Below are 13,462 nucleotides of genomic sequence, written 5' to 3' on the forward strand. Positions count from 1 at the left end.
CTTACCCAGCGACTCGTAACCAGGCAAACAGTAAGGCGACGACAATCACAATAACGGCGGTCGCAAGGGTCAGTCGATCAGCAAATAAACGTCGCATTCGTATACTCCTTAAACAAAGCTGTAGCGCTCAGAATGGTATTTCGACATCGGAACCCCGATCTCATCCAGTGCTTTTTCAATCGCATCCATCATGATATTTGGACCACAGATAAAATACTCATGGCTGGCATAAGGAGGAGGCAAGTAGCGCTTGAAGACCTCGGCATTAATAAACCCTTTTTCGCCAGTCCAGTCTGGTGATGGATTGGATAATACGTGCACCACTTTCAAATTCAGTCGTGATTGTAAGGCTTCTAATTCCTCACGAAACGTAATTGACTCCCAATCTTTACTGCCATAAAGCAGTAGGGCGGGGCGCTGGTCGCCGCTATCGGCGAGAGTACGCAACATACTCATCATCGGGGTTATCCCAACGCCGCCGGCGACTAAAACATGCATATCTGCCGGATTACCCAAGGTAAAGGCGCCATAGGGACCATCGAGATAGACTCGCTGACCAACCGGTATTTTAGCAACACTACGGGTGAAATCGCCCAAGTTGCGGATCGACATTTCGACGCGCCCATCGCTCACTGCAGCGCTGGACGAAAAGGAAAAAGGATGCCCAGTGATGTTAAACGGGCTGCCCCAAACGGTGAGCCAGCCAAATTGACCAGGGGTAAAGCGAAAACCGCTATGACCTTCAGGGACCATCACCAGTGTCGTCGTGTCTCCACGTTCTTTAACCACATCGACCACTCGGTAGGGGCGGCGCAGAATAAAAAGCGGCTTGACGATACGCACATAGAGCAGCAGCCCAAACCAAAACAGAATCAGGCCAACCCACAGCGCTTTTTTCAGTGGATCGTCGAGATAAAAGCCCCAACCCACCATATGAGCGATCCCTGCGATGACCGCAACGATAGCCAGAATAATGTGAGATAAATGCCAGATTTCATAACGGATCCTCAACTGTACTCGCCACAATGCGGTGATCACCAAGGCAATCAGTGAATAGGTTGATATCGCGGCAAATCGGGCGCGCCAGGGGGCTTCGATGAAGTTGAGTAATGCCAGTAGCTCAGGGCGAACAACAAACAGGATGATGGGATGAGCGATAACCAAGCCAACAGCAATAAGTGAAATGCGCCGGTGGAAGTGATAAATAATATCTTCTCCCCACGGCTCGGTGACATAGCGAAAACGCGCCGTCAGACCAAATTGCAGCCCCATGATGGCTAATCCAGCATAACCGAGAGCAATGGAAAACTCAGTCCAGAAATCTCGGGCGGGGGGTAAGGTACCGGTCAATAATGCCAACAATGGCGCTAAAATAAAAAATAGGTATATCGCAATCCAAACAGTACTGCGCCAAGCATAAGTTGACATTTTTTCACCCAACATAATGAATTACATGCCGATAAGTATACTAAGCGAAAGGAATAATAACCATTGATTAACATTTAACTAATGATATCTATCATATATTTCGGTGAAGCCGCTTGACGCCTATTCTGCGTAACGGGATACGTAGCCGTTGGGCCAAAATGACCCCTGCCAGCGTAATTCCCCCGCCAATTAGGTGATAGCTATGTAATTGTTCATGAAGGAAAGTCACGGCTATCATGGCGGTAAACACCGGTGTCAAATTCATGAAAATTGAGGCGGTATTTGCGCCCAATCGCATCACGCCTTGAATCCATAAATAGGGCGCAATAATCGAAGCAGGGATACCGGCAAATAATACCAGTGGGATATTCTGCGCCGTTAATTGAACATCTTGTGCCAGCAGGAAATTCGGGATTAATAGCACTACACCAAAGGCAATCTGCATATAAAGAGATTGCCAATTTGGCAGTTGAATGGCCCAGCGTTTGGTTAACACGCCATAGAGGGCATAGGAGGCTGAAGCGCCCAGCATCATCAATTCACCTTTGCCGATGCCATGTTGCAGTAGTTCTGCGGGGCTGCCCGCACTGACTAACCACACCAATCCACCCAGTGAAAGCACGCTCCCGAGGGCAATCCCAACCGTCGGAGCCACACGTAACAAAACAATGCTGATCAGCACAGTTAGCAGTGGTATTAACGAGCTGAGTATCCCCATAAACAGGGCGCTAACGCTGTGGGCCGCGTAGTAAGCCAGACTTTGGTACAGCACCATGCCGAGCAGCCCCAAAATCATCAATTTCCACCAATAGACCCGAATGGCTGACCAGTTGCGGATAACGCCAGTTAATACAAAGGGGGTTAAGGTGAGTAACGCGAGTACCCAGCGGTAGAATGAGATCGCGGCTGGATCGATTGCGGTGGCAGACACTTTGCTGACCACGGCATTGATTGACCAAATAATCACCGCGAACAGAGGGAATAACACATTCATACTAATAATTCTCATTGATACACTTATACGGTGCAGTTTACCTCTGTCTGATTTATTATATATAGCGATAATCAGACAATCCTCGCACAGAATAGGACAATTTTAGCCTTAGCAATGGGGCATGCTGGAGCCGATGTATCATGACCAAACCCTCTTTTCCTGTTGTTGCCCCCACTGCGCCGCAAAGTTTGTCTTTCCGCTGCGAGATATACAATGCCAATACTGAATTCCTGCCGCACGCCCATTCTTACGGACAATTGATCTGTGTGAAAGCGGGCGTATTGGCGATGAACATTGGTGGTCAGCGTTTTTTAGCGCCGCCCGAATTCAGCGTTTGGGTGCCTGCGGGGGTAGAACACTCCAGTTTTAACCGTAAGTCGATGCACTTTCGCGCCATTGATATCGCCCTCGAACTTTGCGATGAGTTACCAAAATCGGCGTGCCTAATCAATATCAGCCCAATCTTTCGTGTCATTGTGGAAGATTGCTTTTCTCGTGGCTTATTAATGCCTGAGAATGAGCAAGATATGCGCTTAGCAAGCGTGTTAATTGATCAACTCAAGATATCGCCAGTGCAACGCACCTATCTGCCCACCTCGCAAGATAAACTCTTATCGCCCATCCTCGCGGCGCTGGAACGTTGCCCATCGGATAACACCTCGTTAGCGCTCTGGGCTAAACAGGTCTACACCACCGAGCGGACGTTATCGCGCCGTTGCCAGCAAGAGCTGGGTATGGCCTTCAGTGAATGGCGGCAGCGGCTGCGCTTTTTACATGCCATCTCGTTGTTAGAGCAAGGAAAAACCGTGCAAAATGTGGCGCTGGATGTCGGCTACAGTTCAGCGTCTGCTTTTATTGCGATGTTTCAGCAGGTGGCAGGGACTTCACCTGAGCGTTTTCGGCGCGCCAATCCTCTTCGCCCTTGACGCTGCAGGGTTGTTAGCTGCGCTCACTTACCCGAATCACTGACGAGTGTCAGCTCATCGGGATGCGCTTGCTTGCTGCCTACCTGCAACGGCAATGACTTTGAGGATTCCGGTGGTGTGCTTGACGCTGCAGGGTTGTTAGCTGCGCTCACTTACCCGAATCACTGACGAGTGTCAGCTCATCGGGATGCGTTTGCTTGCTGCCTACCTGCAACGGCAATGACTTTGAGTATTTCGGTGGTGTGCTTGACGTTGAGGATTTCGTTGTCTGCGTGGTGCTATAGAAAGGCATCTGCAACGCTGTGTTTTTTGGGTATATACTAAGCCCCCTGTTTTTCATCTGTAGGGCAGAGAACTGCTGGAGAACAACGTGAAAATTCTGGTTGATGAGAATATGCCGTACGCGGACGAACTATTCCGGCGTTTAGGTGATGTGCAAGCGGTGCCGGGGCGGCCCATTCCTCGTGAAGCGCTGGTCGATGCTGATGCGCTGATGGTGCGCTCCGTGACCAAAGTCAATGAAGCACTGCTGCAAGGCACGTCTATTGGTTTCGTCGGGACCGCGACAGCCGGTACAGACCATGTTGATGACAACTGGTTACGCCAACAGGGAATTGGCTTCTCCGCTGCGCCAGGCTGTAATGCTATCGCTGTGGTCGAGTACGTTTTTTCTGCGCTAATGATGATGGCCGAACGTGATGGTTTCCAACTGCGCGATAAAACGGTGGGCATCGTGGGGGTAGGTAATGTCGGTTCACGGCTCAATGACCGTCTAAAAGCCCTTGGTGTCCGTACCTTACTCTGCGATCCACCGCGGGCGGATCGGGGCGATAACGAAACATTTTGGCCCTTAGAAAAACTGGTTAGCGAAGCTGACGTTCTCACCTTCCATACGCCATTAAACAAAACCGGTGCTTATCAAAGCCTGCATATGGCTGATGATGAGTTACTGGCGGCGCTGCCCGATGGTCGCATACTGATCAATGCTTGCCGTGGCGCGGTGGTGGACAATGCCGCCTTACTCCGCGCACTGGAAAAAGGGAAAAAACTGAGTGTGGTATTGGATGTGTGGGAGCCAGAACCGGAGCTTTCTTTACCGCTGCTAGCGCGTGTCGATATCGGCACGCCGCACATTGCCGGATACACACTCGAAGGTAAAGCACGTGGCACGACCCAAGTGTTCGAGGCATTCAGCCAGCATTTAGGGCAGCCCCAATCGGTCGCCTTAGCGACGCTGCTACCACAACCTGAGTTCAGCCATTTACAACTCAATGGCGAGCTGGATGAAGGCAAATTAAAACGATTGATGCACTTAGTGTATGATGTGCGCCGCGATGATGCGCCGCTGCGCCGTGTTGCTGGCTTGCCGGGAGAGTTTGACCACTTGCGTAAGCACTATCAAGAACGGCGCGAATGGTCATCACTGTGTGTACAGTGTGACAATGCCGCGAGTGCCGCGTTATTGCAGAAATTAGGATTCGGGACTGAGTTAAAGTAACTCGATGACGAGATCTCAGACGGTGTCATCCCTATCAAAACAGGGTGTTACCGTCTTTTGTATTGGTATGCCTTATTTGCCATTTAATGAACATCGTGGAGAAAACCAACATGTCTGACGGCTGGAATATTGCTCTGTTAGGAGCGACGGGCGCAGTAGGCGAAGCTTTGCTGGAGTTGCTCAATGAACGCCAGTTCCCCGTTGGTGAATTGTATCCGCTGGCCAGCGAGCGTAGTGCTGGCGCGACCGTGCGTTTTAACGGTAAAAGTTTGCTGGTTGAAAACGCCGCTGAATTTGACTGGTCCCAAGCACAATTAGCGTTTTTTGTGGCTGGCCCTGAAGCCTCACAGCAGTATGCGGAAGAGGCAGGGAACGCCGGTTGTTTGGTTATCGACAGCAGTGGCTTGTTCGCGATGGAGCAAGATATACCGCTGGTGGTGCCGAGTGTGAACCCTCAAGTGCTGGCCGATTACCGTAATCGTAATATCGTCGCGGTTGCCGATAGCCTGACCAGCCAATTGCTGACGGCGATTAAACCGTTGACCGAACAGGCAGGTTTATCTCGTTTGCATGTTACCGCGCTGATTTCTGCCTCCGCCCACGGCAAAGCCGCCGTGGATGATCTCGCGGGCCAAAGTGCTAAGTTACTTAACGGTATCCCTGCCGAACCGGGTATCTTCGCCAAACAGCTGGCCTTTAACGTCTTGCCGTTGCTGGCAGATGAAGAGGGCAGTGTGCGCGAAGAGCGCCGTTTGGTGGATCAAGTGCGCAAAGTGTTGCAAGACGAAGGCTTGCCTATCTCGGTGACCTGCATTCAGTCGCCGGTATTTTACGGCCAAGCCCAAGTGGTCCATCTGGAAACACTACGTCCTATCGCCGCTGAAGAAGCGCGTGAAGAACTGGAAAATTGCGAAGATATTCAATTATCCGAAGAAGACGATTACCCCACGCAGGTCAGTGATGCGTCAGGCAGTGATGTCCTGAGCATTGGCTGTGTGCGCAACGATTACGGTATTCCTGAAGTCTTGCAGTTCTGGTCAGTGGCCGACAACATTCGTTTTGGTGGCGCATTAATGGCCATTGAAACGGCGGAGCGCCTGTTGCAGGAGCAGCTTTACTGATGTCTGAACTTGAGTTGACTCAGCAAGACAATGTTGTTCAGCAAGACAATGTTGCTCAGCAAAGCACCACAGTGTCTGAGACTGCCACTCTAAAGATTGCGCTGGGGATCGAGTATAACGGTAGCCGCTATTTTGGCTGGCAACGTCAGCAAGAAGTCACCAGCGTGCAAGCTTGCCTCGAGGCGGCGCTTTCGAAAGTCGCCAATGAGCCTATCGGCGTATTTTGTGCTGGGCGAACGGATGCGGGAGTACATGCCACTGGGCAAGTCGTGCATTTTGTTACCACCGCTGTGCGTAAAGATGCCGCTTGGACCATGGGGGTCAATAGCCATTTGCCGCCAGATATTGCCGTGCGCTGGGTAAAAACGGTTGATGAAGATTTCCATGCCCGTTTCAGTGCCACGGCTCGCCGCTATCGCTACATTATTTTTAACCATCGCTATCGCCCCGCAGTATTAGCGCAAGGGGTCACCCATTGCCACATGCCGTTGGATGCCGAAAAAATGGAACAGGCCGCGCAGTGTCTGCTTGGTGAGAATGATTTTACGTCATTTCGTGCCGTGCAATGTCAGTCTCGTACACCATGGCGAAATGTAAAACATGTCAAAGTTACCCGACACGGCGCGTATATCGTGGTAGATATCAAGGCCAACGCTTTTGTCCACCATATGGTGCGCAATATCGTGGGTAGCCTGATAGAAATTGGCGCTGGGAATCAGGACGTTAACTGGATGGCTGAGTTATTAGCGCTAAAGGACCGTTCGCGTGCAGCAGCAACAGCGAAAGCCGAAGGGTTGTATTTGGTGTCAGTTGATTATCCCGAACATTTTGCTTTGCCCTTTGCGCCGATGGGGCCACTTTTCTTAGCGGATGATTGATAGCAATAAATCTACGGTTATTGGCTGAACCTGTCTCTTAGTCTAAGGAATATTTAAGGAACATCAGCTAGTCTCAATCACCGTTTAAGCTCGCTTACCATTTGAGAGTAATTATGGATTTTATACGTTTCATTATTGATTTTATTTTGCATATTGATGTTCATCTGGCGGAGCTGGTGGCGCAGTATGGGATCTGGGTTTATGCCATTTTATTCCTGATTTTATTCTGTGAAACCGGGTTAGTTGTCACCCCGTTTTTACCGGGCGACTCTTTGCTCTTTGTGGCTGGGGCGCTGGCATCATTGCCATCAAATGATCTCAATGTGCATATCATGGTTGCGCTAATGGTGACAGCCGCAATTATCGGGGATGCGGTTAATTACACCATTGGCAGAGTGTTTGGTGAAAAGCTTTTCAGTGATCCAGATTCCAAGATTTTCCGTCGCAGTTATCTGGATAAAACTCACCAGTTTTACGAGAAACATGGTGGGAAGGCGATTATTCTGGCACGCTTCGTCCCCATTATTCGTACTTTTGCGCCATTCGTTGCCGGGATGGGGAAAATGTCCTATCGTCATTTTGCAGCGTATAACGTGATTGGGGCATTGGTATGGGTACTGCTATTCACCTATGCTGGTTATCTGTTTGGTAACGTGCCTTTCGTGCAGAACAATCTGAAATTGCTAATTGTCGCCATCATTGTGGTGTCAATATTACCTGGTGTCTTTGAGGTTTGGCGGCATCGGCGCGCAGCGGCACGTCAAAAAAATCAGTAAAAACGTTACCTAAGCCAAGGGTTCGACCAGTTTTTTATCCACACTGTCGAGCCAATATGGTTTAATGAGTGACATTTATGGTCTGTTCCTGCGGATAGCTCTAATTTCGATGCCTTAGCCACGCTGTACTGGCGTGTATCTCAGGCATTTTTTATTGGGGTGATTTCAGGAAGATGGTTAAAGCATGAACAGCGGACTGGCTTCGGCCAGGTTCAAACAGAAAGGTCATCGATGAGCTGGATTGAACGAATTCTTAACAAAAGCAATATCACACCAACCCGTAAAGCGAGTATTCCTGAAGGGGTGTGGACGAAATGTGACAGCTGTGGTCAGGTGCTTTACCGTGCCGAACTAGAGCGTAATCTAGAAGTTTGTCCTAAGTGTGATCATCATATGCGTATGTCAGCCCGTGCACGGTTACATATGCTGTTGGATGCAGGCAGTGAAGTTGAATTGGGTAGCGAGCTGGAACCGAAGGATATCCTGAAGTTTAAGGATTCCAAAAAGTATAAAGATCGTCTTTCTGCCGCTCAAAAAGAGACGGGCGAGAAAGATGCTTTGGTTTCCATGAAAGGCACTTTGCATGGCATGCCGATTGTTGCCGCTTCATTTGAATTTGCCTTTATGGGCGGTTCGATGGCATCAGTTGTGGGGGCGCGGTTTGTGCGCGCAGTCGAGCAGGCACTGGAAGATAATTGTCCATTAGTCTGTTTCTCATCCAGTGGCGGTGCTCGTATGCAGGAAGCATTGATGTCACTGATGCAGATGGCGAAAACCAGCGCTGCTCTGGCGAAAATGCAAGAGCGTGGTTTGCCTTACATCTCGGTGCTGACGGACCCTACCATGGGGGGCGTTTCCGCCAGTTTGGCGATGCTCGGTGATATTAATATCGGTGAGCCTAAAGCCTTGATCGGTTTTGCTGGCCCACGGGTTATTGAGCAAACTGTTCGAGAGAAACTGCCACCTGGCTTCCAGCGCAGTGAATTCTTGATTGAGAAAGGCGCTATCGACATGATTGTGCGTCGTCCAGTGATGCGTGAGACGATTGCCAGCATCTTGTCTAAGTTGACTCATCAGCCACAGCCAAGCGTGGATGACGTCAAAAGCGATATGACGGCGACGGATACTCAGGCCGAAGCCTGATTATCTCTGCGGGCACCCCCCTGATAAGGTGGTGCCCAGTTATTCAGCATTGTCGCCGCTTGAAAACCTTGTTCTCTTACATAAGACAGGGTTCTCTTACAGAAGACATTGTCGCTTTACACAAGAATAGAATTACCCTAAGTCATGACGTTGCAGGTAGGCAGCAAGTGAAATAACGTCGCTAATACCTCCTGTCATCTCAAGTACTAAGGGTATAAAGGCCAGTGACGGGACTCATGAACAATCATCAAATTCCCCAAGCCACGTCGCCTTTGGCCGCGTGGCTTGACTATCTTGAGCACTTGCATTCTCAGCCGATTGAGCTGGGTTTGGAGCGCGTAAAACAGGTTGCTGAGCGTCTTGATCTGCTTAAACCTGCCCCGACCGTATTCACCATTGCCGGCACAAATGGCAAAGGCACCACTTGCTGTACCCTTGAATCAATTCTACTGGCAGCCGGTCTGCGAGTGGGGGTGTATAGCTCGCCACATCTTTTACGTTACACCGAGCGCGTTCGCATTCAGGGGCAAGAGCTATCTGAAGCCGAACATAGCCACGCGTTTGCCCATGTTGAAGCTGGGCGCGAGGGTATCTCGCTGACTTACTTCGAATTTGGCACGTTATCAGCACTGCAACTCTTTAAGCAGGCTAAGCTTGATGTGGTGATTCTTGAAGTGGGGCTAGGTGGGCGATTGGATGCAACCAACATTGTTGATTCTGATGTGGCTGCTGTCACCAGCATTGCGATAGACCACACCGACTGGTTGGGCTTTGATCGCGAGAGCATTGGGCGCGAAAAAGCAGGGGTATTCCGTGCAGGAAAACCGGCTATCGTGGGCGAACCTGATATGCCGCAGTCTATTGCTGATGTCGCTGAAAAGCTCGGCGCTCAACTGTATCAGCGCAATAAAGCGTGGCAATTTAGCCAGCAAGAACAGCATTGGAACTGGCAGTGCGGCGATCATCAATGGGCGAATTTACCGTTACCCAATGTGCCGTTGGCGAATGCGGCCACGGCATTGGCCGTATTGTATTATTCCGGTCTGCCATTGAGTGAAGCTGCGGTGCATCAAGGTTTACTGGCTGCCCGTTTACCGGGACGTTTCCAGATAGTCAGTGAGCAACCCTTGCTGATTTTGGATGTAGCTCATAACCCGCACGCTGCACGTTATTTGACTGATAGGCTGGCCCAATTGCCGAAAAAAGGTCAAGTACGGGCAGTGGTGGGGATGCTATCAGATAAAGATATTGGCGGGACGTTGGCGTGTTTATCTGAACAGGTCGACGAATGGTATTGTGCGCCGTTAGAAGGCCCGCGTGGGGCCACGGCTGCGCAATTAGCTGAACACCTTAGCCGTCCCCGCGTATTTAATGATGTCGAAACGGCTTGGCGACAGGCCATGCAGGATGCAGCACCACAGGATGTGGTCATTGTCTGTGGCTCTTTCCATACAGTCGCCCATGTGATGGCCGCATTGAGTCTGTAGTGGTGTCGATTTTATAACCGATTGAATATAGACCTAAAATAGTGGGTGCTACACAGCGGTAGTCAGCGAACGTAGCTGTAGCATCCAGTATCACAGGCAAAGTTTGGGGAGTGCGAGTGGCAAGTAAGTTCCAGAACCGTTTAGTCGGGACCATCATTCTAGTCGCGTTAGGCGTGATTGTGCTGCCGGGGCTGCTCGATGGCAAAAAGAAGCATTATGAGGATGAGTTCGCCGCCATTCCATTAGTGCCAAAACCCGGTGATAGCCAAGAGATTGATGCGGTTCCGCCGGTCAGTCAGCCTTTGCCTATCGCGCCGCCGGAAGGCGCGGCACAAGCGGTGGAAGTCCCGAAAGATGATTCCGTCTCTCAGGCCGCGAACGATGCCGGTAACCGGCCAACTGAGCCCCTTATTGTCTCACCACCGCCGATGCAAAATAAGCCGGTTGAGGTGAAACCTGTGGAGAAGAAACCGGTTGAGATCAAGCCAGCTCCGGTAGAGAAAAAACCGCAGGAAGTGAAACCCAAACCCGAGGTTAAGCCAGAAGCACAGCCGGAGAGCAAACCCGTCACAGAAGAGAAAGCACCGGTCGGACAGGCTTATGTCGTCCAACTGGGGGCGTTGAAAAATGCCGCTAAAGTGAATGAGGTTGTTGCCACATTACGTCTGTCTGGTCATCGGGCTTATACCGTACCCGCGACCCCTGTTCAGGGCCAGATAACCCGTATTTTTGTCGGGCCGGATGCGTCAAAACAAAAACTGCAATCAGCGTTGCCTGAGCTTAATTCATTAAGCGGCCTAAATGGACAGGTTAAGTCCTACAGCACGGGGCGTTAAGGTCTCGCGTGGCATGACGATGTCTGGTCACGCGGGGGTTGCGAATGAAGTATGTGAGCTAAGTTTGTGCGACGATTGTTGTTTTTAAAATCGTCGCACTTTAATTTGTCATGGGGTCAGAAACCCCTACGCAAACGTTTTCTTTTTCTGTTAGAATTCGCCGCGAACAGGATGCAGCGGTGATTTCGTCATTGGAATAGCCATGGTCTGGATTGATTACGTCATTATAGGGATTATCGGATTTTCTGCGTTGGTCAGCTTAATCCGAGGGTTTGTCCGTGAAGCATTGTCACTTGTAACATGGGGATGTGCGTTTTTCGTTGCCAGCCATTTTTACAGTTACCTTGCTGTCTACTTCACTCGTTTTGAGGATGAAGTGGTCCGTAACGGAATTGCTATCGGCATTTTGTTCATCGCGACATTGATCGTCGGGGCTATTGTTAACTATGTGATTGGTTCACTGGTTGAGCGTACTGGGTTATCAGGAACAGACAGGGTATTAGGGATCTGTTTTGGGGCGCTGAGAGGTGTTCTGATTGTCTCTGCCATGTTGTTCTTCCTCGATACGTTTACCGGTTTCTCGCAAAGTGAAGACTGGAAACAGTCGCAATTAATCCCGCAGTTCAGTTATATCATCAGGTGGTTCTTTGACTACCTGCAGAGCACGTCGAGTTTCTTACCGGATCAACTACCGATTCGGAGCGGCTTATGAGGAAAAGACAACATGTGCGGTATTGTCGGTATCGCCGGTTTTGCACCGGTAAACCAGTCGATTTATGATGCGCTGACGGTGCTTCAGCACCGAGGCCAGGATGCTGCGGGCATCGTTACCATTGATGCCCATAACGGGTTCCGGCTGCGTAAAGCAAACGGCTTGGTGAAGGATGTATTTGAAACCCGGCATATGCTGCGCTTACAGGGGAATATGGGTATTGGCCATGTTCGTTACCCGACAGCTGGCAGTTCCAGTGCTTCCGAGGCTCAGCCTTTCTACGTTAATTCACCGTTTGGCATTACCTTGGCACATAACGGTAATCTGACTAACGCTCACCAGCTGAGAAAGAAATTATTCGAAGTTTCTCGCCGTCATGTGAATACCACGTCTGACTCAGAAATTTTGCTGAATATTTTTGCCAGTGAATTGGACCGCTTCCAACATTATCCGTTGGAGTCTGACAACATTTTTGCCGCTGTTGCCGCTACGCATCAGCTCATTCGCGGTGCTTATGCGTGCGTCGCGATGATTATCGGCCATGGCATGGTCGCCTTCCGTGATCCGAATGGGATTCGCCCGCTGGTGATTGGTAAACGCACATTGGTTGATGGCCGCAATGAGTATATGGTCGCTTCTGAAAGTGTGGCACTCGATACCCTTGGTTTCGAATTCCTGCGTGATGTTGCGCCAGGTGAAGCGGTGTATATCACCGAAAAAGGCCAGTTGTTCACTCGCCAATGCGCTGAAAATCCAAAATACAATCCATGCCTGTTTGAGTATGTCTACTTTGCTCGCCCTGACTCCTTTATGGACAAAATTTCTGTTTACAGTGCACGTGTGCGCATGGGCCAGAAGTTGGGCGCGAAAATTGCCAAACAGTGGGAAGATTTAGATATCGATGTGGTTATCCCTATCCCTGAAACCTCTTGCGATATTGCGCTGGAGATTGCTCGAATTCTGGATAAACCTTACCGCCAAGGTTTTGTGAAAAACCGCTATGTTGGCCGTACTTTCATCATGCCGGGTCAGCAAGAACGCCGTAAATCGGTGCGTCGTAAACTGAATGCTAACCGTGCAGAATTCCGCGATAAGAACGTGTTATTGGTGGATGATTCGATTGTGCGGGGCACCACATCAGAGCAGATCGTTGAGATGGCACGTGAAGCGGGAGCGAAAAAAGTCTATTTTGCCTCAGCCGCACCTGAAATCCGTTTCCCTAACGTGTATGGGATCGATATGCCGAGCGCCAATGAGTTAATCGCTCATGGTCGTGAAGTGGATGAGATTCGCCAGTTAATTGGTGCCGACGCGCTGATTTTCCAAGATCTTACTGATCTTATCGAAGCTGTACGCGAAGATAACCCCGATATCACTCAGTTTGAATGTTCCGTCTTTAATGGCGTTTACGTCACTAAAGATGTGGATCAGAGCTATCTAGAGTATCTGGAATCGTTACGTAACGATGATGCGCAAGCATTACGTAATCATAACGAAGCGGAAAATCTTGAGATGCATAACGAGGGTTGATACCCGCAACGGATTAAGTTGCAGGTATGCAGGCTGATTTACGATTGCGGTCTGCAAGACTTATTATGTGACAAAAATAGATGAATCAAAAAGGTGCAACTTGCGTTCAGGCGCGGTGCACCTTTTTTGTTTT

13 protein-coding genes are annotated in these 13,462 nt (G+C 50.0%); 10 read left to right on the forward strand and 3 right to left on the reverse strand.

All coding sequences use genetic code 11. The features are described from left to right. Nucleotides 1-108: 108 nt before the first annotated feature. Together DA391_RS07070 and DA391_RS07075 are read right to left on the reverse strand one after the other, a co-directional pair. Nucleotides 109-1,428 carry a ferredoxin reductase family protein gene (locus tag DA391_RS07070; protein ID WP_108088252.1) on the reverse strand — a complete coding sequence of 440 codons (1,320 nt, stop codon included), beginning with the start codon at nt 1,426-1,428 and terminating at the stop codon, nt 109-111. Nucleotides 1,429-1,519: 91 nt separating this feature from the next. Beyond that, complete coding sequence (locus DA391_RS07075; RefSeq protein WP_049606652.1) at nt 1,520-2,422, reverse strand: DMT family transporter; 903 nt, start codon at nt 2,420-2,422, stop codon at nt 1,520-1,522. A 140-nt stretch (nt 2,423-2,562) separates the two neighbouring features. Between DA391_RS07075 and DA391_RS07080 the strand changes: the two genes are divergently transcribed. Further along, nucleotides 2,563-3,348, forward strand: coding sequence for an AraC family transcriptional regulator (locus DA391_RS07080; protein ID WP_050878811.1), 786 nt, complete (start codon nt 2,563-2,565; stop codon nt 3,346-3,348). Between the two features lie 23 nt (nt 3,349-3,371). Here the strand turns inward: DA391_RS07080 and DA391_RS24585 are convergent, their stop codons facing one another. Continuing rightward, a complete protein-coding gene (locus DA391_RS24585; protein WP_261373836.1) occupies nt 3,372-3,500 on the reverse strand; it encodes a hypothetical protein in 129 nt (42 codons plus the stop codon). Nucleotides 3,501-3,718: 218 nt separating this feature from the next. On the opposite strand from DA391_RS24585, the gene pdxB reads away from it, so the two are divergent. The 9 genes from pdxB (at nt 3,719) to purF (ending at nt 13,329) form a co-directional block, all read left to right on the forward strand. Continuing rightward, nucleotides 3,719-4,846: a 4-phosphoerythronate dehydrogenase PdxB gene (gene pdxB, locus DA391_RS07085; RefSeq protein WP_057644275.1), complete on the forward strand. Its 1,128-nt coding sequence runs from the start codon at nt 3,719-3,721 to the stop codon at nt 4,844-4,846. A 110-nt stretch (nt 4,847-4,956) separates the two neighbouring features. Further along, nucleotides 4,957-5,967, forward strand: coding sequence for an aspartate-semialdehyde dehydrogenase (locus tag DA391_RS07090; RefSeq protein ID WP_108087492.1), 1,011 nt, complete (start codon nt 4,957-4,959; stop codon nt 5,965-5,967). Then, nucleotides 5,967-6,845 carry a tRNA pseudouridine(38-40) synthase TruA gene (truA, locus tag DA391_RS07095; protein ID WP_098904750.1) on the forward strand — a complete coding sequence of 293 codons (879 nt, stop codon included), beginning with the start codon at nt 5,967-5,969 and terminating at the stop codon, nt 6,843-6,845. The genes DA391_RS07090 and truA overlap by 1 nt, the downstream gene beginning before the upstream one ends. Nucleotides 6,846-6,958: 113 nt before the next feature. Continuing rightward, nucleotides 6,959-7,621 carry a DedA family protein gene (locus DA391_RS07100; protein ID WP_019210694.1) on the forward strand — a complete coding sequence of 221 codons (663 nt, stop codon included), beginning with the start codon at nt 6,959-6,961 and terminating at the stop codon, nt 7,619-7,621. 231 nt (nt 7,622-7,852) lie between these two features. Then, nucleotides 7,853-8,764, forward strand: coding sequence for an acetyl-CoA carboxylase, carboxyltransferase subunit beta (gene accD / locus DA391_RS07105; protein ID WP_050080019.1), 912 nt, complete (start codon nt 7,853-7,855; stop codon nt 8,762-8,764). A 236-nt stretch (nt 8,765-9,000) separates the two neighbouring features. Next, entirely contained in the window at nt 9,001-10,251 is a 1,251-nt protein-coding gene (gene folC, locus DA391_RS07110; protein ID WP_050080018.1) for a bifunctional tetrahydrofolate synthase/dihydrofolate synthase, read from the forward strand. Between the two features lie 116 nt (nt 10,252-10,367). Beyond that, on the forward strand, nt 10,368-11,087 hold the full coding sequence (gene dedD / locus DA391_RS07115; protein WP_050080017.1) for a cell division protein DedD: 720 nt from the start codon (nt 10,368-10,370) through the stop codon (nt 11,085-11,087). 202 nt (nt 11,088-11,289) lie between these two features. After that, on the forward strand, nt 11,290-11,799 hold the full coding sequence (gene cvpA / locus DA391_RS07120) for a colicin V production protein (protein WP_019210690.1): 510 nt from the start codon (nt 11,290-11,292) through the stop codon (nt 11,797-11,799). A 12-nt stretch (nt 11,800-11,811) separates the two neighbouring features. Further along, entirely contained in the window at nt 11,812-13,329 is a 1,518-nt protein-coding gene (gene purF, locus DA391_RS07125) for an amidophosphoribosyltransferase (protein WP_019210689.1), read from the forward strand. Nucleotides 13,330-13,462: the final 133 nt, after the last annotated feature.

It is taken from the genome of Yersinia massiliensis (genome assembly GCF_003048255.1).
Classification (GTDB): Bacteria; Pseudomonadota; Gammaproteobacteria; order Enterobacterales; family Enterobacteriaceae; genus Yersinia; species Yersinia massiliensis_A.